At 49.4% G+C, this 23775-nt stretch carries 20 protein-coding genes; 8 read left to right on the top strand and 12 right to left on the bottom strand.

The window, feature by feature from the left end; translation table 11 throughout:
- Positions 1 to 59: 59 nt before the first annotated feature.
- From trmA to ACTHRY_RS09980, 7 genes are all read right to left on the bottom strand, one after another.
- Positions 60 to 1142, bottom strand: a complete 1083-nt coding sequence (gene trmA / locus ACTHRY_RS10010) for a tRNA (uridine(54)-C5)-methyltransferase TrmA (RefSeq protein ID WP_440374221.1) — start codon at positions 1140 to 1142, stop codon at positions 60 to 62.
- A gap of 117 nt (positions 1143 to 1259) precedes the next feature.
- Positions 1260 to 2762, bottom strand: coding sequence for a phosphate acetyltransferase (gene pta / locus ACTHRY_RS10005; protein WP_049322119.1), 1503 nt, complete (start codon positions 2760 to 2762; stop codon positions 1260 to 1262).
- A 149-nt stretch (positions 2763 to 2911) separates the two neighbouring features.
- The gene (gene prfA / locus ACTHRY_RS10000) at positions 2912 to 3988 is read right to left on the bottom strand and encodes a peptide chain release factor 1 (RefSeq protein ID WP_009174477.1); all 1077 of its coding nucleotides are present in this window, start codon (positions 3986 to 3988) and stop codon (positions 2912 to 2914) included.
- A gap of 156 nt (positions 3989 to 4144) precedes the next feature.
- Complete coding sequence (locus tag ACTHRY_RS09995; RefSeq protein ID WP_049322120.1) at positions 4145 to 5413, bottom strand: Nramp family divalent metal transporter; 1269 nt, start codon at positions 5411 to 5413, stop codon at positions 4145 to 4147.
- A 287-nt stretch (positions 5414 to 5700) separates the two neighbouring features.
- Positions 5701 to 6468, bottom strand: coding sequence for a TatD family hydrolase (locus tag ACTHRY_RS09990; RefSeq protein ID WP_049322121.1), 768 nt, complete (start codon positions 6466 to 6468; stop codon positions 5701 to 5703).
- A gap of 13 nt (positions 6469 to 6481) precedes the next feature.
- Positions 6482 to 7465, bottom strand: coding sequence for an asparaginase (locus ACTHRY_RS09985; protein WP_049322122.1), 984 nt, complete (start codon positions 7463 to 7465; stop codon positions 6482 to 6484).
- Positions 7466 to 7531: 66 nt separating this feature from the next.
- Positions 7532 to 8194, bottom strand: coding sequence for a DedA family protein (locus ACTHRY_RS09980; protein WP_049322123.1), 663 nt, complete (start codon positions 8192 to 8194; stop codon positions 7532 to 7534).
- A 248-nt stretch (positions 8195 to 8442) separates the two neighbouring features.
- Between ACTHRY_RS09980 and ubiD the strand changes: the two genes are divergently transcribed.
- Positions 8443 to 9921, top strand: a complete 1479-nt coding sequence (gene ubiD / locus ACTHRY_RS09975; RefSeq protein WP_049322124.1) for a 4-hydroxy-3-polyprenylbenzoate decarboxylase — start codon at positions 8443 to 8445, stop codon at positions 9919 to 9921.
- Positions 9922 to 10110 carry a hypothetical protein gene (locus ACTHRY_RS09970; protein ID WP_049322125.1) on the top strand — a complete coding sequence of 63 codons (189 nt, stop codon included), beginning with the start codon at positions 9922 to 9924 and terminating at the stop codon, positions 10108 to 10110.
- A gap of 78 nt (positions 10111 to 10188) precedes the next feature.
- On the opposite strand, the gene ACTHRY_RS09965 is transcribed toward ACTHRY_RS09970, so the two are convergent.
- The 4 genes from ACTHRY_RS09965 to nirK form a co-directional block, all read right to left on the bottom strand.
- Positions 10189 to 12282: an AsmA family protein gene (locus ACTHRY_RS09965; RefSeq protein ID WP_049322126.1), complete on the bottom strand. Its 2094-nt coding sequence runs from the start codon at positions 12280 to 12282 to the stop codon at positions 10189 to 10191.
- 175 nt (positions 12283 to 12457) lie between these two features.
- On the bottom strand, positions 12458 to 12727 hold the full coding sequence (rpsO, locus tag ACTHRY_RS09960) for a 30S ribosomal protein S15 (protein ID WP_036491726.1): 270 nt from the start codon (positions 12725 to 12727) through the stop codon (positions 12458 to 12460).
- A 209-nt stretch (positions 12728 to 12936) separates the two neighbouring features.
- Positions 12937 to 13692 (bottom strand): formylglycine-generating enzyme family protein, encoded by a 756-nt coding sequence (locus tag ACTHRY_RS09955; RefSeq protein WP_003745813.1) that lies wholly within the window; start codon positions 13690 to 13692, stop codon positions 12937 to 12939.
- 173 nt (positions 13693 to 13865) lie between these two features.
- Positions 13866 to 15035, bottom strand: coding sequence for a copper-containing nitrite reductase (nirK, locus tag ACTHRY_RS09950; protein WP_049359956.1), 1170 nt, complete (start codon positions 15033 to 15035; stop codon positions 13866 to 13868).
- A 399-nt stretch (positions 15036 to 15434) separates the two neighbouring features.
- Here nirK and ACTHRY_RS09945 point away from each other — a divergent pair, with 399 nt between their 5' ends.
- The 3 genes from ACTHRY_RS09945 to ACTHRY_RS09935 all read left to right on the top strand — a co-directional run bounded on the left by ACTHRY_RS09945 (position 15435) and on the right by ACTHRY_RS09935 (position 19656).
- Positions 15435 to 17690 carry a nitric-oxide reductase large subunit gene (locus ACTHRY_RS09945; RefSeq protein ID WP_440374220.1) on the top strand — a complete coding sequence of 752 codons (2256 nt, stop codon included), beginning with the start codon at positions 15435 to 15437 and terminating at the stop codon, positions 17688 to 17690.
- A 103-nt stretch (positions 17691 to 17793) separates the two neighbouring features.
- Positions 17794 to 18693 (top strand): 50S ribosomal protein L3 N(5)-glutamine methyltransferase, encoded by a 900-nt coding sequence (gene prmB, locus ACTHRY_RS09940; protein ID WP_049322128.1) that lies wholly within the window; start codon positions 17794 to 17796, stop codon positions 18691 to 18693.
- A 225-nt stretch (positions 18694 to 18918) separates the two neighbouring features.
- Positions 18919 to 19656 (top strand): toxin-antitoxin system YwqK family antitoxin, encoded by a 738-nt coding sequence (locus ACTHRY_RS09935; protein WP_049322129.1) that lies wholly within the window; start codon positions 18919 to 18921, stop codon positions 19654 to 19656.
- Between the two features lie 49 nt (positions 19657 to 19705).
- On the opposite strand, the gene ACTHRY_RS09930 is transcribed toward ACTHRY_RS09935, so the two are convergent.
- Entirely contained in the window at positions 19706 to 20266 is a 561-nt protein-coding gene (locus tag ACTHRY_RS09930; RefSeq protein WP_003745823.1) for an adenine phosphoribosyltransferase, read from the bottom strand.
- Between the two features lie 168 nt (positions 20267 to 20434).
- Here ACTHRY_RS09930 and gmk point away from each other — a divergent pair, with 168 nt between their 5' ends.
- The 3 genes from gmk (at position 20435) to ACTHRY_RS09915 (ending at position 23568) form a co-directional block, all read left to right on the top strand.
- Positions 20435 to 21052 carry a guanylate kinase gene (gmk, locus tag ACTHRY_RS09925; RefSeq protein ID WP_003745825.1) on the top strand — a complete coding sequence of 206 codons (618 nt, stop codon included), beginning with the start codon at positions 20435 to 20437 and terminating at the stop codon, positions 21050 to 21052.
- A gap of 52 nt (positions 21053 to 21104) precedes the next feature.
- Positions 21105 to 21311 (top strand): DNA-directed RNA polymerase subunit omega, encoded by a 207-nt coding sequence (rpoZ, locus tag ACTHRY_RS09920; RefSeq protein ID WP_003682294.1) that lies wholly within the window; start codon positions 21105 to 21107, stop codon positions 21309 to 21311.
- Between the two features lie 100 nt (positions 21312 to 21411).
- Positions 21412 to 23568, top strand: a complete 2157-nt coding sequence (locus ACTHRY_RS09915) for a RelA/SpoT family protein (RefSeq protein WP_049359958.1) — start codon at positions 21412 to 21414, stop codon at positions 23566 to 23568.
- The last annotated feature ends 207 nt before the right edge of the window (positions 23569 to 23775 follow it).

Genomic DNA, 23775 nt, shown 5'->3' with positions numbered 1-23775 from the left:
TTAATATGTCGCTGATTATAAAGGCCGTCTGAACATTCAGACGGCCTTTTTGTATGGTTTTATTTTTTCTTCAACCAAACACCGCTTTCGATATGGTGGGTAAATGGGAATTGGTCGAACAGGGCGTCGCGTTCGATGGTATGGGTTTGACAGAGCGTGTCGAGGTTGGCGCGCAGGGTTTCAGGGTTGCAGGAAATATAGAGAACGTTGTCGAATCGGGCAACCAATTTGAGCGTCTCATCATCGACACCGGCGCGGGGAGGGTCAACGAAAATGGTTGAAAAATCATAGTTTTTCAAGTCGATGCCTTGTTCTTGCAGGCGGCGGAATTCACGGTTTTGCGTGTAGGCCTCGGTAAACTCTTCCGCAGACAGGCGGGCGATTTTGAGATTGGTAATTTGGTTGGCTTCAATATTCCATTGGGCGGCGTTGACGGAAGTTTTGGAAACTTCGGTTGCCAGCACTTGATTGAAATGTTGCGAAAGCGGCAGGGTAAAATTGCCGTTGCCGCAATATAGCTCAAGCAGGTCTTTGCCTAAGTTTTTTGCGGCATCACACGCCCAAGTCAGCATTTTTTGGCACACTTGGGCATTGGGTTGGGTAAAGCTGCCCTCGATTTGACGATAGCGGAAGGTCTTGCCGTTGACTGTCAATGCTTCGGTTACGAAATCTTGGCTCAATACGATTTTTTGTCCGCGGCTGCGGCCGATGATGTGGATACCCAAATTGTGCGCCAGCTCTTGCGCAGCTTGTTGCCATGCTTCGTTCAGCTTCTTGTGGTAAATCATGGTCACCAGCATTTCGTCGCTTAAAGTGGATAAAAATTCGACGGCGTACCAGCGGTTTTTCAGCTCGGGATGATTGGATGCGGCTTCAATCAATTTCGGCATCAAGGTATTGATGGATTCGGACGCGGCAGGAAATTGGTCGCAACGGATCAGGCTTGCCCCGCTTGCCTTTTGTCCGCGCTCAAACATGGCGTAAAACATTTCGCCGCCCTCATGCCAGATACGGAACTCGGCACGCATTCTGTAATGCTGTTCCGGAGATTCAAAGACTTCGATTTCTGGAAAATCCAGTCCTTGGAAAAGTTGCTGAAGATATTGCTTTTTGTCGGCTAGTTGTTGCTGGTAGGCAGTCATCGGGGCAGTCTTTCAGAAAATAATGGCGAATTATAATATAGTTGGCGCAAAGATACGAAAGGCCGTCTGAAACATCGGTTTCAGACGGCCTTTGATTTCAAAGCATCAGCTTGTCAATCAGCCTTGCATTTGTTTGGCTTGAACGGCAGTCAGGGCGATGGTGAAGACGATGTCTTCAATCAATGCGCCGCGGGACAAGTCGTTAACCGGTTTACGCAAGCCTTGCAGCAACGGGCCTACGCTCAGGACGTTGGCACTGCGTTGTACGGCTTTGTAAGTACAGTTGCCGGTATTGAGGTCTGGGAAAACCAAAACGGTTGCTTGCCCGGCAACAGCGCTACCCGGAGCTTTGGATTTGCCGATAGATGGAACGGTAGCTGCATCGTATTGCAACGGACCTTCGATAGCCAAATCAGGGCGTTTCTCTTTAGCCAGTTTGGTGGCTTCGATCACAGCATCGACATCAGGGCCGCTGCCTGAGTTGATGGTGGAGTAGGAAATCATGGCTACTTTTGGATCGATACCGAAGGCTTTGGCGCTGTCGGCAGATTGGATGGCGATGTCGGCCAGTTGTTCCGGTGTTGGGTTCGGATTAACCGCGCAGTCGGCAAATGCCAATACTTGGTTAGGCAGCAACATGAAGAATACACTGGATACAAGACTTGCACCCGGAGCGGTTTTAATCAGTTGCAGGGCAGGGCGGATGGTGTTGGCAGTAGTGTGGACTGCGCCGGAAACCAAACCGTCCACGTCATTTTGAGCCATCATCATGGTGCCCAGTACGACGGTATCTTGCAGCTGTTTGCGTGCATCTTCAGGAGTTAGACCTTTGGATTTGCGCAATTCGCACATTGGCTCAACGTATTGTTCAACCAAAGAAGCAGGATCGATGATTTCCAAAGAATCAGGCAGGGAGATGCCACGTTCTTTCGCTACGGCTTCAACTTCTTCGCGGGTCGCCAACAGTACGCAACGGGCAATGCCTTTTTCGTGACAGATAGCGGCGGCAGCAACGGTGCGAGGCTCTGCGCCTTCAGGCAGAACGATGCGCATATCGGCTTTGCGTGCGAAATCGATCAGGTTGTAACGGAATTGGGCTGGAGACAGGCGTTTGGCTTCGCGTTTAGCCAAAGCGGATACATCTTGCAGTTTGTCACTGGAGCCGAAGAAAGTCAGGCCGGTTTGCTCGGCAACTTGTGCGCCTAAAGCGGCGGCTGCGCCGTCAATGATAAAGCCTTCCAATAAGCCTGGTGCGTTGGTGTAGAGCTGTTTGGTGAGGTTTAATTGTTGGGCGACGGCGGCTGCATCGGTGTTGTCGGATTTCAGCGCCAATACAACGCCTGCGTCCAAAGACAGCGCCAATTCTACGTTTTTGCCTGCCAAGAACAATTTGTCCGCATCAGGAGTGATGCCTTCGATAACGAGGTTATCTGCGTTCAATGCTGCAACTTTACCGACAAGCGCGTCAAACCAGTCGTCGCTCTTGCCTTGAGCCAACAGGGCTTCTGTAGTGGAGTCAACGGCTTGGAAAACTTGCGCATTCAATGCCGCTGCAAATGCTTTTGCCGCTGCATCGGCGCTCAGGCCGGTAGATACCGGTGCGATCAGGATTTTTGCCATTTTGTGTCCTCTCTTTCGGTGATTGTAGAAGGGTGTTGCTGTTGTGCAGCTGGTGCTGCATTTTATCACTTTGGGATAACATATACACGGTCATATTGACATATGTCATCAGGCCGTCTGAAAAGTATAAACGCAATGGACCAAATCCATCAATCCCCCATTGCCGCCAAAAGCTCGGCTTGATGCTCGGCAATCAGGGCATTGGTGATTTCTTCCAAATCGCCGTCCATCACAAAATCCAGCTTGTGCAGGGTGAGGTTGATGCGGTGATCAGTCACGCGGCCTTGTGGGTAGTTGTAGGTGCGGATGCGCTCGCTGCGGTCGCCACTGCCGATGAGGGATTTGCGTTCGGCGGCTTCTTTGGCTTGGGCTTCGCGTTTTTGCGCATCGTTTAAGCGGGCGGCGAGGACTTTCATCGCCTGCGCTTTATTGGCATGCTGGCTGCGGCCGTCTTGGCATTCGACCACCATGCCTGTCGGCAAGTGGGTAATACGGACGGCGGAGTCGGTTTTGTTGATGTGCTGACCGCCGGCGCCGGATGCGCGGAAGGTATCGATGCGCAGATCAGCCGGATTCAACTCGATGTCTTCCAGTTCGTCCGCTTCGGGCATGACGGCGACGGTGCAGGCGGAGGTGTGGATACGGCCTTGGCTTTCGGTGGCGGGAACGCGCTGCACGCGGTGGCCGCCGGATTCAAATTTTAGACGGCTGTACGCACCCAAACCGACGATGCGAGCGATGACTTCTTTATAGCCGCCCAACTCGCTTTCGTTGGCGGAAACGATTTCGACCTGCCAGCGGTTGCGCTCGGCGTAGCGGCTGTACATACGTAGCAAATCGCCTGCAAACAGCGCGGCTTCGTCGCCGCCCGTTCCGGCGCGTACTTCGATGAAGATGTTTTTGTCGTCGTCGGCATCTTTGGGTAGCAAGAGTTTTTGCAATTCGGTATCGAGCGTGTCGATTTTGGCTTTGGCCGCTTCGATTTCTTCGGCGGCAAAGTCTTTCATTTCAGGGTCGGACAGCATTTCTTCGGCATCCGCCAAGTCGCTTTGAGCCAGCTGATAGTTTTGGAAGACTTCGACGACGGGGGTCAATTCGGCGTGTTCGCGCGTGAGTTTGCGGTAGTTGTCCATATCGGACGTGGCTTCGGGCTGTCCGAGCAAATGCGTGACTTCTTCCAGTCGGTCGCTGAGTTGTTGTAGTTTTTCTAAGATAGACGGCTTCATAAATTTTCCAAAATACGGATGCCGTCGAGTGGTCTGCAACGGCGAAATAAGGAGTCATTATAATGGGTTTGAATGAAAATTCAAAAAGATATGATGGATTAGAAAGGCCGTCTGAAACCTGTTTTGAAGTTTCAGACGGCCTTTTTTCATATGTGCTTATTTAGGCGCAGCCAAGATGCCTGTTTGGTTCAGCAGGAACAAAACGGTAAAGCCGGTCAAATAAATCAAACCGATAATGGCGAGGAAGTTCATGCCCATGGTCAGTTTGTGGCGTTTGTCGCTTTTGACGAGGCGGTAGTTCAACCATGCGAACACAGGGGCGGCAACGAAAGCGGTAATCATGGCGAATTTGAGCAGCTCCGCCATTGCGCTGTTGAACCAGAAAATCACGGCCAAGCCTGAGCCTGCGACCCAAATGTTCCAAGCAAACAGCTCGACGTTACCGGTTTTGTCTTTACTGCGCAGCAGGCGTACCGGTTCGGCAATCGCGCGTGCGTAGCCGTCCACTACGGTAATGGTGGTGCCGTACATACAGGCAAAGGCGATAAATGCCACCAGTGGACGCGACCAGTCGCCGATGGTCACGGCGTACATATTAATCAGTTGGCCGACATATTTGCCGCCCGCCATTTGCACTTCTTCGCCGTTGCCGTATTGGACATATGCACCCAAGGCGAGGAAGACAACCGCCAAAATCGCGCTGGTGATGTAGCCGACGTTGAAGTCGAAAATGCCGTCGCGGTAGCTGGAAGGGTTGATGCGTTGTTTTTCGGTAACCCACAAAGAGTTGATGGCGGAAATTTCAATCGGCGCAGGCATCCAGCCCATCAGCGCAATGAGGAAGCCCAAGCCTGCTAATGTCCACGGGGTAGGCTCGATAAAGTCGGGTTTCATCTGCATACCGCGGGACATGGCAACGGCGGCTGCGGCGACGGTGGCGATGGTCAGGCTGACGATGATGATTTTGGAAACGTTGTCCAATGCTTTATAGCGGCCGCTTGCCAAAATCAGCAGGCAGGAAACCATAATCATGACGGACACCATGCCGGCATCGAAAGTCAGTGACGGGATCGCCATTTTGACGATGGCGGCAGTAACGATGGCGACTGCACCGGCATTAATCGTTGCCGATGCAATACACAAAATCAAAAATACCCACAAATAAACGCGGCTTTTTTCGGCATAGCCCTCAATCAGACTTTTGCCCGTGTCCAGCGTGTAATGTGCGCTGAAGCGGAAAAACGGGTATTTGAACAGGTTGGTCAGAATAATAATCAGCGCAAGCTGCCAGCCGTAAAGTGCGCCTGCCTGCGTGGAGGCAATCAGGTGCGAGCCGCCGACTGCCGCCGAAGCCATCATGATACCTGGGCCCAGAGCATTGATTTTGCTCTTCCAGGTGGAAGCGTGTGTATGTTGTTCAGCCATAATTAGTTTCCGCCTTTTTCAGACGGCCTTATTATCAAAAAAAAGCATATTTTAACGTAAATAAAAAGTTTGCCCAATAATATGCGTAATACTTTTTATCAATCAAAGGGAAAATACGGTGTTAAAAAGCCGAGATGACGGAGTGAACGATATTTTGTGCCAAAAACATTTTTTCAGACGGTCTTGTATCGCTTTTTATTCATGAACATGGGGTAGGGAGGGCTGAGTGTGTCCGTTTGGAAACGGAACGGCTGGGCAAGGCTTTTTGATGCATTGAGGCCGGCATATTAAGGGGAAGTATGGAGCAGGGAATCCACGTTTTGCTCGGTTGCTTCAGCCAGTTGTGTCAGCGGTACGCCGCGCATTTCGGCTGCAATTTCGGCGATACGGCGGATGTTGGCCGGGGTATTGGTTTCGTGGCCGAGCATAAAGGGGCTGTCGGTTTCGAGAACGAAATCCGTGTCGTCTAAGGCTTGTAAGGCGGCACGGACTTTTTTGGCATTGGGATTGAGCAGCAGCGAGCCTATGCCGATTTTGAAGCCGAGTTTTACTAAAATCTGCGCTTCTTCTACACTGCCGGAGAAAGCGTGGACGATACCGCCTTGCGTGAAACCGACGGTTTTGACGGCGGCGGCAATGGCGGCGGTGGCTTTCAGATTATGGGTGATGACGCGGCGGTTGAGGTGTTGGGCGAGGATAAGTTGGCGGATAAAGACGTCAGTCTGCGTGTTGCGTTGTGCTTGGGTTTGCTCTTTTCCATAAAAATCCAAACCGATTTCGCCAACCCATGCTTGCGGATGTCGGATTAATTCGGACTCTAATTCTTGGAATGCAGCTTCGTTGAGGCCGTCTGAAAACCACGGATGAATGCCCAAAGCGATATGGATGTTTTCAGACGGCCTTTCCAACTGCGCAACGGAGTGCCAATCCTTGGGGGACGTAGCCGGTACGATGAAACGCGCCACGCCGGCGGCTTGCGCTTCGGTAAGCACGGCAGGCAGCGTATCGGCAAGTTTGGGGTCGGCAAGATGGCAGTGGGTGTCGGTAAAAGTCATATTAAATAGTGGTTTACAGCAGATTTAATTGTTGCAATTCTTGTTGCACCTTATCCGCATTCAAGTCATGAGATACGGCAAGGGTCATCAGCGCGGTGGCCGTTTCGAGATTGCATTTGCCGCCGTTGATGATGCCTGCCTGACGCAAAGCATTGCCTTGGGCATAGACGGCGGCGGCGCAACCTTGCGGCACTTGGCTGATGTTGAGCAGCAGCTTACCTTGTTGCGTAAAGGTTTGGACGGCTCGGACAAACGCATCGTTGCTTGGTGCATTGCCGTGGCCATAGCTTTGCAGAATCAGGGCTTGGGCGCAAAGGTGGGGCAGGCTGTCTGAAAGTTCTTGCGCAGCATAACCGGGAATCAGCGTGCGGACGGAAACTTTGGCTTCAGGATTGGGAAGACGCGGTTTGAGGCCGTCTGAATGTTGGGTCGGGGCGGTACGGATATTGTGCCAACCTTTGTTTTCCTCCCATTCGGCGAGTGCGCCAAAATGCAGGTTGTCGAAACCTGCGGCGGTCTCGGTGCTGACTTTGCTGCTGCCGACGGCAGGAAAGAGCTTGCCGTCAAAGGCAATCGTCACTTGTTTGAGCTTGAGCGAGAAAGCGGAAACGGCGGTGGCCAGGTTGCGCGGCGCATCGCTGTTGGCGGCATCGTAAGGCCATTGCGAGCCGGTTAGGATAACGGGTTTGTCCAAGCCTTGCAGCGAGAGGGTGAATAGGTTGGCGGTGTATGCCATGGTATCCGTGCCGTGCAACACCAAAATGCCGTCATAGTCAGGCAGCTTGGCGATAATAAGCTCCAACCAGTCGCGTTGGTTTTGCAGCGTTACCGCGGAAGAATCGATGAGCGGCTGGCAAACGTGCCATTCGAAATCAAGGCCGTTTGAAAAGGGGGCGAGGGCTTTATCGACGAGTGCGGTGTCGGGACGCAGGCCGGCGCTGCTTTGGGTCATGCCGATGGTGCCGCCGGTGTAGAGGACGAAGATTTTTTGTTTCATGGTGTTTCTGATGAATGATTGAGGCCGTCTGAAAGCGGAGAAGTGTTTCAGACGGCCTGGAATGATTTATTGATTGGTTTGTTTTTTGGCTTTTGCCGCGCGTTTTTCGTGCAGTTTCTCGCGGAAGAAGGTGTGGCGGCGGTGTTTTTTCCACCAAATCCAGCCGACAATGATTGCGCCGATGCCCAGTACGATAAAGATACCTGATTGCAGGCTGTGCATTTTTTTCATCAGCCAGTCGGTATTGCGTGCGCCGTATTCGCCCAAATAAATCCAAACCGGAACGGAAATCAGTGCGGCCAAGCCGTCCATCAGGATGAAGCGCAGGTAGGAAACCTTGCGGCTGATGCCTGCGGTCACGAAAACGGCGGTACGCAGGCCGGGCAGGAAGCGGGCGACAAATAAAACCCAGTTGCCGTATTTGTCGAATTTTTCCTGTACTTGGGCATAGCGTTTGGGCGTCATCACACGCGCGATCGGTTTGAATTTAAGGATTTTTTGTCCCCAAATCCGGCCGGCCGCAAACATAAAGCCGTCGCCTACCAATACGCCGAGCATACCGACGGCAAACATAATATGCGAGTTGGTATAACCCAGGCCGGAGATTACGCCGCCGGTTACCAGCGTCAAATCTTCAGGAATCGGTACGCCGAAGCCGCAAATAACCAAAACGAAAAACACGGCCGCATAGCCGTATTCAACGAAAAAAGATTCTAAAAATGCAAACATGGCCGCCGTCCCACGATAGATATTAATTGATGACTGGATTAAGTTGGAATTCTACCAAAGATAAGGCCGTCTGAAAGCAATCACAAGCAGATATTGTTCAAATTTGACGGTAGTTTGCAAAAATATGGAAATTCGGACGCGGAAAGTTGGGATATGGACGGATTTGGCAGGTACAATAGCCACTGGTTTATCTTTCAAAGCCGAAATGGCGGTCTGTTTTCAGACGGTCTGTTCAGGAAAATGAAATCATGAAATATAGAGATTTGCGAGAATTTATCGCCGGATTGGAAGCTGATGGCAAACTCAAGCGCATTCAGCATCCGGTGTCGCCGCATTTGGAAATGACCGAAATCGCCGACCGCGTGCTGCGCGCCGAGGGGCCGGCGTTGCTGTTTGAAAACCCGATTAAGCCCGACGGTACGCGCTACGATTATCCCGTGTTGGCGAATCTGTTCGGCACGCCCGAACGCGTGGCGCTGGGCATGGGGGCGGACAGTGTGTCCAAGCTGCGTGAAATCGGGCAGACGCTGGCGTATTTGAAAGAACCCGAACCGCCCAAAGGCATTAAAGACGCGTTTTCCAAACTGCCGCTGTTGAAAGACATTTGGAGCATGGCGCCAAACGTGGTGAAAAACGCGCCGTGTCAGGAAATCGTGTGGGAAGGCGAAGACGTTGATTTATATAAACTTCCGATTCAGCATTGCTGGTCGGAAGACGTTGCGCCGCTGGTCACATGGGGCTTGACCGTTACGCGCGGACCAAACAAAAAACGCCAGAACTTAGGCATTTACCGTCAGCAGTTAATCGGCAAAAACAAGCTGATTATGCGCTGGCTGTCGCATCGCGGCGGCGCGCTGGATTATCAGGAATTCCGCAAACTCAATCCCGATACGCCGTATCCCGTCGCCGTCGTGCTCGGTTGCGACCCTGCCACCATTTTGGGCGCGGTAACGCCTGTTCCCGATACTTTGAGCGAATACCAGTTTGCCGGACTGCTGCGTGGTTCGCGGACGGAGCTGGTGAAATGTATCGGCAGCGATTTGCAAGTGCCCGCCCGTGCCGAAATTGTATTAGAAGGCGTGATTCATCCGAACGAAACCGCGCTGGAAGGACCATACGGCGACCACACGGGCTATTACAACGAGCAGGATCATTTCCCCGTGTTCACGGTCGAACGCATCACCATGCGTGAAAACCCGATTTACCATTCCACCTACACGGGCAAACCGCCCGATGAACCCGCCGTTTTGGGCGTGGCGTTGAATGAAGTGTTCGTGCCGCTTTTGCAAAAGCAGTTCCCCGAAATCACCGATTTCTATCTGCCGCCCGAAGGCTGTTCCTACCGCATGGCGGTAGTCAGCATGAAAAAACAGTACGCCGGACACGCCAAGCGCGTGATGATGGGCTGCTGGTCGTTCCTGCGCCAATTTATGTACACCAAATTCATCATCGTGGTGGATGACGATGTGAACGTGCGCGACTGGAAAGAAGTCATCTGGGCAGTCACCACGCGCATGGATCCCGTACGCGACACTGTTTTGATGGAAAACACGCCCATCGACTACCTCGACTTCGCCAGCCCCGTCAGCGGACTCGGCGGCAAAATGGGTTTGGATGCGACTAACAAGTGGCCGGGTGAAACCAACCGCGAATGGGGTCGTGTGATCAAAAAAGACCCTGCCGTTACGGACAAAATCGATGAGATTTGGGAGCGTTTGGGCTTATAGATGTCATTTCTATTGGAATTTATACTTCAAATCGTGATGGAAATGATTGGGGCGATGTTTGAGGGTACGGTAGAAATATTGTGGCTCGATTGGAGCAAAAGAAAACTCTCCAAAGAAGGCTTGATAATGTTGACCGTATGGTCTGCCGTCATTGTTGCACTGATTGTGTATATGGTCATTCCTAAGTAAACATCTTATTCTGACAATACATCTGTTAAAAGGCCGTCTGAAACTTTTTGGGTTTCAGACGGCCTTTGATTTGAAAACTTAGCGTGGTTTGAGCCACTTCCATTGTTCTTGTATGGTTTCTTGCAGGGCTTTTTGTTTTTCTGCCGGTGTGTTCATGCCGTTGGTCAAACGGCTGTAGTCAAGGGTAATGGAAGGGTTTTGTACGGTTCCGCCGATTTTGAGGGGAATCGGTTTGTTTTTGGGTTGCAGTACGTTGCTGATAAGCAGGTTTTCAGACAGTTTTTGGGTATTCAAATCGGTATAGCCGCTGCTGACAACGTGCAGGCTGTCGGAAAACAGTTCGGTATTGATATGATGGCTGATGCCTTTCTCGATTTCGCTATTGAGGATGAAATGATGGAAAGGGGTTTTGAGGTTGCTGTTGTCGATTTTTTCCGAAGAGATGCCGTTTTTCAGAATGCTGTCCATATCGATGCCGTGCCATGCGCCGTTGGTAATATCGAGGAGCAGGCTGCCGTTTAGGGCTTGTATCATTTGGGCGCGGTCGTTACCGGAAGTTTGAATGTCGATAACGGCGTCGCCGCTGCCGCTGAAGCTGTGGAAGCCGAACAAGTCTTGCAGCAGCGGCTGAATTTGTATGCCTTTTGCGTTTTGCTGAAGGTGGTAGGAAGCGGGTTCGGTGGCCGCAATACTCAGTCCGCCCTCTGTTTTGCCGCCATAAAGCCCGGCTTTGAAACGGTGCAGGGCGATATGTTCTTTATCTGCGGTAAGCAGGGATTCGACGTTTTCAAGTTGCAGGCCGGCAGTTTGAATGGTGCCGATTTGGAGGTTGGCCTCAATGTCGGGCAGCCAGGATTTGGCCAGCAGGGAAGGAAGACTGAGCGACGGCTGGGTTTTCAGGTCTTCTAAATAAGGGGTCAGATTAAGTTTTTGTAAGGCGATACCGGCGTCAAGGTGCGGACGCGGTTGGGCATCGCGTTGGTATTTAAAGGCCAAGGCGAGGGCTTGTCTGTCAAATGCGCCTTTCAGACGGCCTTCCCATGTATTCAGGCTGAAGTTGGCCTGTCCTTCAAGTGTGCTGATGAAGCGTGGACGAGGAAGGCGGTTGATGGTGTCTTGCAGGGTACTGAGGTGCAGTTTGGGCGCATCGATGCCTTTGCCTTTTTGCCAAACCAACGGGCTGGAAAAGGTAAAGTTGGTTTGGAGGCGGTCGTTTTTATGGCTGCCTTTGAGTTCAAAATTGGCGGCGGTCAAAACGGTTGCGTAGAGGTTGGCTTTGTCCAGTTTGAATGAGCCGTCCCATTGGTTGTTTTCGCTGCCGGCAGTCAATGCGCCGTTGAGTGTATTAAGGTGTAAATAGCCGTTTTTGAATTGCAATAGGGGCGAACGTGCGTTGATATGCAAGTTTTGAAAGCCGCTTTCGGCTTGCAGATTGAAGTCGCGGAGTAGGGCGGTTTGGTTTTGCCAATTAAGGCTGCCTGCGATTTGGGCATCCAGCTTGTTTTTGAGTAATACGGTTTGCAGGTTCAGCTTAAGGGCGGGAACACTCCAACCGGCATTGTTGGGTACCAGATAGCCTGCACCCTGCCAACTGATGGGGTTGCCGATGTTTTGCAATGTGCCGCTGATGTCGAAGGGGTGGCCGTCTGAATCGGCTTGCTGCAGGGAAAATTGCAGATTGTTTAAGGCAATATTTTGCTCTTTAGTGTGATAACGGATGCTGCCGTTATTGATGATGATGCGGTTGAGCTGAAAACTTTCTTTTGACGATGGGTCTTGTTGCAGGCAGGCGGGCAGATGGTGTTTTGAGTCCAGTGTCAGTGTCGGGTTTAAAAGAATCCATTTTTCAAGAATGGGGGCATCCGACCATAGGCTGCTCCAGCCAAAGCCCATTTTTGACTCGGCGATGTTCAACGTCGGCGTGTCAGGTTCGGAAGAGGAAAGGCTGAGGTCTTTTAAAATTAGCGTGGGGCGTGGCAGCCATTTTCTGCCGATAGTGGCGTTGTATTTGATTTGGCAGCCATGGGCGGAAAAGTTTTTTTGTATGAATGCGTCGATGTTTTCTGTGTTGAATATGCGGAACATTAAGGCACTCAATACCGCCGCGAGGCATAAAAGCGCGGTAATGCTGAAAACCAGGGTTTTCAACCAAAATTTTCCTGAGTGCAACATGGAATGAACAGACAATTCAGATTCTCGCTTTGATGGGAGCTTTAAGGAGTGATTGGGAGTTTAAGCCTTGCTGCTTAAGCGTGTGGAAGTATAACACAGAGTGAGCCTGTGTTTTAGACGGCATGGGCATACGAATAAAAACACCGCCCAAAGGCGGTGTTGATTTAAGCATAAATTATTTACGCAGACCCAGGCGGGTAATCAGTGAACGGTAAGTATCAGGCTGAGTACGGCGCAGGTAAGACAGCAGGCGACGACGTTGGCTAACCATTTTCAACAGGCCGCGACGGCTGTGGTGGTCTTTAGGGTTGGCTTTGAAGTGAGGAGTCAGGTCGTTGATGCGGAAAGTTAACAGAGCGACTTGTACTTCAGAAGAACCGGTATCGCCTTCTTTGCGTTGGAAATCTTTAACAATTTGTGCTTTTTGTTCTACGGTCAATGCCATGATGGATAACTCCGAAAATAAAAGAACCTTTTCAGGTTCGGACAAGTTTGCCAAGCCAAACGACCTAAGCAAACTCCTAAGTGCCTTTTTATAAAGACGGGCGGATTATGCCACAATTTGTCTTTGTGTGCCACATCTTTTCAGACGGCCAAAAAAAGCGGCGATACCTTCCAGTACCGCCAAAGCTGCTTTGGTGATAAAACTAAACTTTATTTGCTTGCACAGCGGAAGCCTAAGTTATTTAAAACATATTTGGATTGCAGGCTGGTACGGATGCCGTAGCGCAAGAAAGCCGCATAGTTGGATGGGTCGCTTGAGCCTACGGATGCGCCGCTACAGAACATTTGTGTGTTGGACGAACCGGCTGAGAGTTGGCTGCTGTTGAAGTCTTCAGTCCATTCCCAAATCAGGCCGTGCATATCGTATACGCCCCAGTAGTTGGGTTTGTTTTTACCGATGTCGTGCAGGCCGTTGCGGCCGCCGTCTGCATACCAATCCAAGATGGTGCGGTTGTAGCCGGGTTCGGCAGAGCCGTCTTTTTGAGTGGCAGAGGCCAAGCCTGCAAATTCCCACTCGTCAATAGTCGGCAGGCGTTTGCCTTTGGAAACGCAGTAGGCATTGGCGGCAAACCATGAAACATTGGTTACCGGATGTTTGAGTTCGCTGGCCTTAGGCGCATAACTGTTGCTGCCGTTTTTTACCCAATGTTTCAGGTAAGCTTTTTCAGCTTGTTTAGAGCTGATTTTGTCTTTTTGCCATTGTGGATGTGTTTTCAAAAATTCGGCGAATTCGGCATTGGTTACAGGATATTTGTCAAGTTGGAAGGGCTTGACTTTAATAAGGGAAGTCTCTTTTTTGAGATAGAGAGGGCGATAGCTGCCTCCTTCGATTTTTACCATTTCGGCTGCAAATGTATTGCCGCAGATTAAGGCACTGCCTAAGAGGAGGAGTCGTATGAGTTTCATGGTACGCCCTTATTATCGTTTGAAAACAGAAAATTCATTTTTAAGATAGCCTAATCATAACAAGGCCGTCTGAAAAATCAATCTGTCTGATTGAATGGGAAGGTTAATTGTGATGGAAGCCACTGCGACTCTAAGAGAAGAGCAGCAGTGGCTTGGCGTATTAAACCGAGGGATTATTTAGCGGCTTCAGAAGCAGCAGGTGCGGCAGACGCAGCGGCTGGGGCAGAAGCGGCAGCACCGGCAGGTTGGTAAGCGGTGTCGCTCAGTTTTTTGGTCATGATTTCAGGGTTTTCGTCACCCTCAACTTTCAATTGACCCAAAGCACCTTTGTTGAACGCACGGAAGATAGAGTGGTCAACTATAGTGTAGCTGCCTGGAATATCGACTTTGAATTCGATCATGGCGGCGCCACCGGCAGGAATCACAGTGCTTTGTACGTTTTCGTTAATCAGTTTACCACCTTCAACATATACTTTGTCGAAGATTTCGCCGATAACGTGGAAAGAAGATACCAAGTTAGGACCACCGTTACCAACGTACATACGAACAGTTTCACCAGCTTTAGCTTTCAGGGCATTGTCGCCGGCGATAGAGCCTACGTGGCCGTTGAATACAACGTATTCAGGTTGTTCGGCAATTGCTTTGTCCATATCGAAAGGTTGCAGGCCTTGAGCGCCTTTTTTACCTTTAGTATAGAAGTCACCTTGTACGATGTAGAACTCTTTGTCCACTTTAGGCAGACCTTCTTTAGGTTCAACCAAGATCAAACCGTACATACCGTTGGCGATGTGCATACCGACAGGAGCAACGGCACAGTGGTAAATGTACAAACCGGCTTGCAGAGCTTTAAAGCTGAAAGTAGAAGTGTGGCCTGGGGCAGTGAAAGAAGCTTCTGCACCACCGCCTTGACCGGTAGCAGCGTGGAAGTCAACGTTGTGAGGAACGGTAGAAGAAGGATTGTTAGAGAATTCTACTTCTACGGTATCGCCTTCGCGTACACGGATCATTTGGCCCGGAACGTCGCCGTTGAATGTCCAGTAGTGGTATTCAACACCGTCTTCCATAGTCATGGTTTTTTCGACGGTTTCCATTTTAACGCGTACTTTAGCCGGATGATCGCGATCGATTGCAGGTGGAACTTCCGGAGCGTGAGTCATGATGGCATCGACTACAGGCAATTCTGAAGAAGGAGTCTCGGCAGCAGCTTGTGAGTCAGAAGCAGCAGCAGGAGCTTCGGCAGAAGCGGTGGCAGCCGGAGTTTCAGCTGGTTTAGCAGCTTGTTCGCCGCATGCGGCCAGTGCAAATACAGAAGCGATAAGTGCAGCTAAGGTTTGGCGTTTCATGTTTAAAGTTTCCTTATTGTAAGAAAAGTTAAGTATCCTGATAGGATGGTTTGAAATTTTGTATGATTATGTAGGCGCTTGTTTGGGTGTATTTTGACATAAATCAAATTATTCAATGAATATGAATCTTTTAATCCTTAAATACTCCTTTAGTAGTATAAAAAACTAAACCGAAAAGTTTATTTTTGTGTGAAAATGTTAGTGTGGGCTTAACACAAAATATAACAAAGGAGGAGTTATACAGGATAATAGGAATCAATATCATGTAAGTTAATGGTTTTAAAGGAATATTATTGACAAAATATTTCTTTACTTTTAAAACCGTGATACAATCTTTAACATTCATATTTGATGAATTAATACCCAACCACTTTTTACCAAAATCAAGGAGTACTCAAAATGGGACAGTACAAGAAGCTTTGGTACTTGCTGTTTGCCGTACTGGCAGTATGCTTTACCATTCTTGGTTATATGGGTAGCGAGGTCTATAAAAAGGCTCCGCCATACCCTGAACAAGTCGTTTCTACATCCGGCAAAGTCCTGATGACCAAAGACGATATTTTGGCAGGTCAATCTGCATGGCAAACTACCGGCGGTATGGAAGTTGGCTCTGTATTGGGTCACGGTGCATACCAAGCTCCGGACTGGACTGCCGACTGGCTGCACCGCGAGCTGGTTGCATGGTTGGATCTGACTGCGCAAGAAACTTACGGCAAAAAATTTGACGAAGTCTCCCCTGAGGAACAAGCTGTTCTGAAAACCCGTTTGGCTGACGAATACCGCAACCAAAGCCGTATTAAGGAAGACGGTTCTGTCGTTATCAGCGATACTCGCGTGAAAGCGATCGAAAGCATTCTGCCTTACTACCACGGTGTGTACAGCGACGATCCTAAGTTCCAAACCACTCGCGAACACTTTGCAATGAAAAACAACACATTGCCAAGCCAAGAAGCGCGTGAAAAACTGTTCAACTTCTTCTTCTGGACTTCTTGGTCTGCTTCGACCAACCGTCCTGACGAGAACTTCACTTACACCAACAACTGGCCGCACGAGCCTTTGATCAACAACGTACCGACTACTGAAAACTACATGTGGTCCTTCACCAGCGTGGTATTGTTGCTGATGGGTATCGGCTTGCTGATGTGGGGTTACTCTTTCTTGACCAAACATGAAGAGGTTGAAGTACCTACTGAAGATCCTATCTCTAAAGTACAACTGACTCCTTCTCAAAAAGCGTTGGGCAAATATGTATTCCTGACTGTTGCGCTGTTTGTCGTACAAGTACTGTTGGGTGGTTTGACTGCTCACTATACTGTCGAAGGTCAAGGCTTCTACGGTATCGATACCGCACTGGGCTTTGAAATGGCCGACTGGTTCCCATATGCGCTGACCCGTACTTGGCACATCCAATCCGCTATTTTCTGGATTGCAACCGGCTTCCTGACAGCAGGTCTGTTCTTGGCTCCGATTGTGAACGGCGGTAAAGATCCTAAATTCCAACGTGCCGGTGTGAACTTCCTGTACATCGCCCTGTTCATCGTAGTCGGCGGTTCTTATGCAGGTAACTTCTTTGCTTTGACCCACATCATTCCGCCTGAGCTGAACTTCTGGTTCGGTCACCAAGGTTACGAATACTTGGATCTGGGCCGCTTCTGGCAACTGTTGCTGATGGTCGGCTTGCTGTTGTGGCTGTTCCTGATGCTGCGTTGTACTGTCTCTGCCTTTAAAGAAAAAGGTACAGACAAAAACCTGTTGGCTATCTTCGTAGCTTCTATGGTCGGTGTGGGTGTGTTCTATGCTCCTGGCCTGTTCTACGGTGAAAAATCTCCAATCGCTGTGATGGAATACTGGCGTTGGTGGGTGGTTCACCTGTGGGTAGAAGGTTTCTTCGAAGTGTTCGCTACTGCCGCCTTCGCATTCATCTTCTACAACATGGGCTTTGTCCGCCGTAGTACTGCTACTGCTTCTACTTTGGCTGCTGCTGCCATCTTCATGTTGGGTGGTATTCCAGGTACATTGCACCACTTGTACTTCTCCGGCTCTACCTCTGCTTCTATGGCAATCGGTGCATGTTTCTCCGCTTTGGAAGTTGTACCTTTGGTTCTGCTGGGTCGTGAAGCTTACGAACACTGGTCTTACCAACATCTGTCCGATTGGGCGAAACGTCTGCGTTGGCCTCTGATGTGCTTCGTAGCAGTTGCCTTCTGGAACATGATCGGTGCCGGCGTATTCGGCTTCCTGATTAACCCGCCGATTTCCCTGTTCTACATCCAAGGTCTGAACACTACTGCAGTTCACGCTCACGCGGCTCTGTTCGGTGTGTACGGTTTCTTGGCTCTGGGCTTCGTATTGCTGGTTGCACGCTACCTGAAACCTAATGCTCAATTTGATGACAAACTGATGACTTGGGCATTCTGGCTGTTGAACGGCGGCCTGGTGGGTATGATTGCCATCAGCCTGTTGCCGGTCGGCGTGATTCAAGCTTATGCTTCTATCACTCACGGTCTGTGGTATGCACGTAGCGAAGAATTCCTGCAAATGGAAATTCTGGATACCCTGCGTTGGGTTCGTACCGCTGCTGACTTGATCTTCATCGGTGGTGCTGTCTGCATTGCTATCCAAGCTACCAAAATCGTATTCAGCCGCGATAAATAATCTTAAGCTGAATTAAATCGAAGGCCGTCTGAAAAGTTTTCAGACGGCCTTTCTGTTATAATTTTATAATTTCAATATTCTTAAATCGACAAGACAAAACATTATGTTTAAGCAAGCTGCTCAAGAGCTGACCACTGTTCGCGATTTGTTGCGTTTCGCCGTCAGCCGTTTTAACGATGCCGGACTGTTTTTCGGACACGGAAGCGATAATGCCCATGACGAGGCAGCCTATCTGATTTTGCACACTTTGAATCTGCCGTTGGATACGTTGGAGCCTTATTTGGATGCTAAATTGTTGCAAAGTGAGAAGGAGGAGGTATTGTCCATTCTCGAACGTCGCGCAGTGGAGCATATTCCTGCCGCGTATCTGACACATCAAGCATGGCAGGGCGAGTTTGATTTTTATGTCGATGAGCGCGTCATCGTGCCTCGTTCTTTTATTTATGAATTGCTTGGCGACGGTATCCGTCCTTGGATTGAACATGATGAGTTGGTGCATCGAGCTTTGGATTTGTGTACCGGTAGCGGCTGTTTGGCCATTCAAATGGCGCATCACTATCCCGATGCACAAATCGATGCCGTTGATTTGAGCTTGGATGCGCTGGAAGTGGCCGCGATCAATATTGAAGATTATGGCTTGGAAGACCGCATCAGCTTGGTGCATACCGATTTGTTTGAAGGTTTGGATGAAACCTACGACTTAATTGTTTCCAATCCGCCTTATGTTGATGCGGAATCTGTGGAAGCATTGCCCGATGAGTACCTGCATGAGCCGGAATTGGCTTTGGGTAGCGGAGAAGATGGTTTGGATGCTACACGCCAAATCATTTTGCAGGCTGCGAAATATTTGAATCCGAAAGGTGTATTGCTGGTTGAAATCGGCCACAACCGCGAAGTATTGGAGGCGGCTTATCCGGAATTGCCGTTTACTTGGTTGGAAACCAGTGGTGGCGACGGGTTTGTATTCTTATTGACCCGTGAGCAATTGTTGGGTGAAGAATAAATTGTTTTAATGTAATTGAAATAGAGGCCGTCTGAAAAAAAATCAGACGGCCTCTATTTTGTAATGTCTTTAATGTCTTAAGAAAATACAAACGCCTATGATATGTCGGCTGTGAAATCCAAGCAGAGTTTGAAACTATGGCTTATAATATTTGTCATAGATTTAAATGCCGGTAGATTTTTATTACTGACTTTTTGTAGAACATATACTGCCAAACCCAATATTATGAATAATTGTTTAAAATCAGGCCTGTTGGCTGCTGTTTTATTCAGTATGCCCGTTGCCGCCTTTGCCCAGCAATATACCGTTTATTTCAATCAAAACGGTAAACTGACGGCAACCATGCCTTCGGTTGCTTATGTCCGCCAATACAAAATTGCGGCAGGTAAGGCGCAGGTTCAGGATTTTTACTATCCATCAATGAAAAAATATTCTGATCCGTACGAGATACCTGCGGGTCAGATTAAGGTTTTTGTGCCGGCGTTGGACAATGGCACGCTGACCCTGTGGCATTTTAACGGGCAGAAAAAGATGGTTGGCAGCTATCGTAACGGCAAGCCGCACGGCGAGTGGATTAACTGGTATCCAAACGGCAAAAAATCTGCGGTCATGCCTTATCAAAACGGCTTGAGTGAGGGCGTAGGCTCTCGTTATTACCGCAACGGCGTCAAAGAAAGCGAAATCCAATTCAAGCACGATAAGGCCAATGGTCATTGGAAACAATGGTATTCAGACGGCAGCCCGAAAACCGAAATGATGATGAGCAATGATAAACCGACGGAGATTATCAGTTGGGATGAAAATGGCCGCATTGTGTCTGAATTGAGTATTCGCAACGGCAAACGCAGCGGCATTATTTTGGATTGGTATGATGATGGTGCGAAGAAATCCGAGTTGGTTTATAAAGACGACCAGTTGGTGAAAAAAACCTTTTGGGATACAGATGGATACGTTCTCGAATAATTTTGACAATAAAAAACCGCAGGCTGATCGGCTTGCGGTTTTTTGTGTGTTACATACAGCCTTTGTTTTGGCACAGGGTAAATAACGGCGCGCCGCTTTCGCGGATTTTTTTGCCGCCGTCCAAGTCGGTAAACTCCAAAATAGCAGCCGTTTCGATTACTTCGCCGCCCAGTTTTCGGATCAGCTCGACACCTGCCAGCATGGTGCCGCCGGTCGCCACCAAATCATCTACCAACAAAACGCGTGCGCCCGGCTTGATGGCATCGGTATGGATTTCTACCGTTGCTTCTCCATATTCCAAAGCGTAACTTTGAGAAACCGTATCAAACGGCAGTTTGCCTTTTTTACGAATGGGAACGAAGCCGACATTCAGCTGATAGGCCAAAGCCGCGCCAATGATGAAACCGCGCGCGTCCAAGCCTGCCACAACGTCAACTTTTTGCCCCATATAGCGGTAAACCAGTAAATCGACCAGCAGGCGGAAATATTCTGCGCTTTGTAAAACGGGAGTAATGTCATGAAACAAAATCCCTTTTTGCGGCCAGTTTTCAATTTTACGGATTTTGTCCGCCAAAGCTTCTACGCCCATTACTTCAGGATGAATCAACATTTCGACATTCCGAAATCAAAAAGTTTTTAACACGCCATTGTAGCGGTCATATGCAAACTTGCCAAATTAATCGATACAATAGCCAAATTTTGCAACAGGCCGTCTGAAATTCCGAGAAACATTGTGTTGTGTTATAATTTACAGATACATACCATCGGCTGAATTACCATGCAAAATCACAAAAAAGGCAATATTTTCATCATTTCCGCCGCTTCGGGCACAGGCAAAACGACTTTGGTGTCGCGCCTGTTGAAAAATCATGACGATATCCGTGTTTCCGTTTCTCACACCACGCGCCAGCCGCGCGAAGGAGAGGTGCATGGCGTGCATTACCACTTTGTCCCCAAAGACGAATTTGAATCGCTGATTGAGCAAAGGGCCTTTTTGGAACACGCCAATGTGTTCGGCAACTATTACGGCACCAGCATCGCCGGCGTAAATTCGTTGAGCGAAGAGGGCTATGATGTGATTTTGGAAATCGATGTGCAAGGTGCGGCGCAAGTGCGTAAATCGTTGCCTGAAGCCAGCAGCATTTTCATTCTGCCGCCTTCCTTTGAGGTATTGGCGCAACGTTTGATCGGCCGTGGTACGGATAGCGAAGAAGTCATTCAAACACGCCTGTCCAAAGCCCGTCACGAGATTGAACAATCCGTTTTGTTCGATTACGTCGTCGTGAATGACGATTTGGATCGTGCCGAAGCCGATTTGTTCCACATCATTAAAGCAGGCCGTCTGAAAAAATCCGCCCAGCAGGGATTTATCTCAAACCTGTTGGAAAATTCCTAAAAAACAGCGAAAATAACCGTTTATTTGAAACATAGAAAGAAAGCAAGCAAACATGGCCCGTATTACTACTGAAGACTGCACAGGTAAAATCCCTAACCACTTCGACCTTACCCTCGTCGCCGCCCGTCGCGCACGTCAACTGGAAAACGGCAACACGCCTTTGGTTGACGACATCCGCAACAACAAACCAACCGTAACCGCCTTGCGTGAAATCGCAGCCGGACAAATCGGAACCGAGCTTTTGACACGCAACAAATAAACCGGCAAACCGATAAAACCGCCGCGCGGACTGTATCGGTGCGATATAACAACCGATACAGTCTGACGGCTTCAAAATAGCCATAAAAGGCCGTCTGAAAATGCCAGCTCCACTGCCTACCGCTCCTTATGACCCGTTGACAGCAGAAGCGCGCGATCTTCTGTTTCGCACCGCATCCTATCTCAATGAGAATGAACAGGCCGAGCTTGAAAAAGCCATTGCCTACGCTTTTCATGCCCATGACGGACAAACCCGTAAGAGCGGCGAACCCTACATCACCCATCCCCTTGCCGTTGCCACGCAGCTTGCGATTTGGCACATGGATGTTCAGGGCCTTTGCGCAGGCGTTATGCACGATGTATTGGAAGACACGGGCGTAACCAAAGTCGAAATGGAGGCGGAATTCGGCGATACCATTGCCGAAATGGTAGACGGCCTCTCCAAACTGGAAAAACTCAAATTTGAAGATCATGCCGAGCATCAGGCGGAAAGTTTCCGCAAACTGATCCTCGCCATGACTAAAGACGTGCGCGTCATCGTCGTCAAACTGGCCGACCGATTGCACAATATGCGCACCCTTGGCTCTATGCGTCCGGACAAGCGCCGCCGCATCGCCAAAGAAACCCTTGAAATTTATGCTCAAATCGCCAACCGCATCGGTCTGAACAACGCGTATCAAGAGCTTCAAGACTTATCGTTCCAAAACCTTCACCCAAGCCGCTACGAAACCCTGAAAAAAGCCATGGACAACAGCCGCAAAAACCGTCGCGATGTTGTCGGCAAAGTGCTGCGTGCATTCAGTCAGCGTTTGGTGGGTGCAAATATTGAAGCCAAAATCAAAGGCCGCGAGAAAAACCTATACAGCATTCATCAAAAAATGCTGGCTAAAAAACTGCATTTTGCCGAAGTAATGGATATTTACGGCTTTCGGGTCATCGTCAACAGCATTCCTGCCTGTTATGCCGCATTAGGTGCATTGCATAATTTATACCAACCCAAGCCCGGCCGTTTCAAAGACTATATTGCCATTCCGAAAAGCAACGGCTATCAAAGCCTGCACACGACCTTGGTCGGTCCTTACGGTTTGCCGATCGAAGTGCAAATCCGTACACGTGAAATGGATGCCGTAGCCGAGGGCGGTATTGCCGGCCATTGGATTTACAAATCCGGTGAAAACACTCCGGATCAGGCCGTCCTCCATATGAACCGATGGTTGAAAAATATTCTTGACCTGCAAGCCAGCAGCTCAAATGCCATCGAGTTTCTGGAACATGTCAAAGTCGATTTGTTCCCCAACGAAGTCTATATCGTTACTCCGAAAGGTGATATTTTGACCTTGCCTAAGGGTGCAACGCCGATTGACTTTGCCTATGCCGTGCACACCAATATCGGTCATAAAACCGTTGCCGCGCGCATTAACAATGTCATGATGCCGTTGCGCACCAAGCTGAAAACCGGCGATACGGTCGAAATCATTACTTCCGAACATGCCAAGCCCAATGTGGCATGGTTGAATTTTGCCGTTTCCAGCCGTGCGCGCAGCGCCATCCGCCAATACGTTAAAAATCTGAATCGTCACGATGCCGTTGTTTTGGGTGAAAACCTGCTGCAAAAAGCTTTATCCAGCCTGCTGCCTAAAGATATTTTGCTTTCAGACGACCTCAAAGAAAAATACCTTGCCGATTTGAATACCAAACAAACTTCGTTTGAAGAAGTTCTCTACAAAGTCGGTATGGGGCATACTTTGCCGATTCACGTTGCCATGCATATTGCCGAGTTGGCTGGCCAACATTTCGGCAGTGAGGTCAAACTCAGCCCGATTAAAGTCAACGATCAAGAGACCGGCCGGATTCATTTTGCCGAGTGTTGCCATCCGATTCCCGGCGATCCGATTCGCGCCTTATTGGTCAAAGACAAGGGCATGATTATTCACCGTGATACCTGCCAAACTTTGGTTAAAGCCGATCCGGAAGAGCAGTTGGATGCCAGTTGGGACAGTATGCGTAATCAAACGTATCGCACCATCCTCAACGTCAAATCCGAGGATGCCCATGGCTTGCTGGCTTCAATGGCGCAAGCGATTTCCAACTCGGGTGCGGACATCGAATCTGTCGATACGCCGACCAAAGCGCAAGCGGGAACGGAAGGCTTTGTGGAATTTAAATTCACAATTAAAGTCAAGGACTTGGATCAGGTTAATCAGATTGTTCATGAGATGCATGCCAATCCGAATATCCGCAAAGTAATCCGAGAATAATCTGTAATAAGTGTGCTAAGAAAAGGCCGTCTGAAAGTATGTTCAGACGGCCTTTTGAGTATGTACAAACAAACTCTGTCAGTTTGTTTTGAAGAAAAATAATGCTTCAGGCTGGATTTAACTTAACCAAAGGGGCTGACGTAGATTAGCCCTAAATTCCACACCAATCCCGCAGAATTTTTAGTTGCCGGGACGGTGTGCCGAAGT

It is taken from the genome of Neisseria sp. P0004.S004, from assembly GCF_051963335.1.
Classification (GTDB): Bacteria; Pseudomonadota; Gammaproteobacteria; order Burkholderiales; family Neisseriaceae; genus Neisseria.
This window is presented reverse-complemented; position numbering and strand designations above follow the sequence as displayed.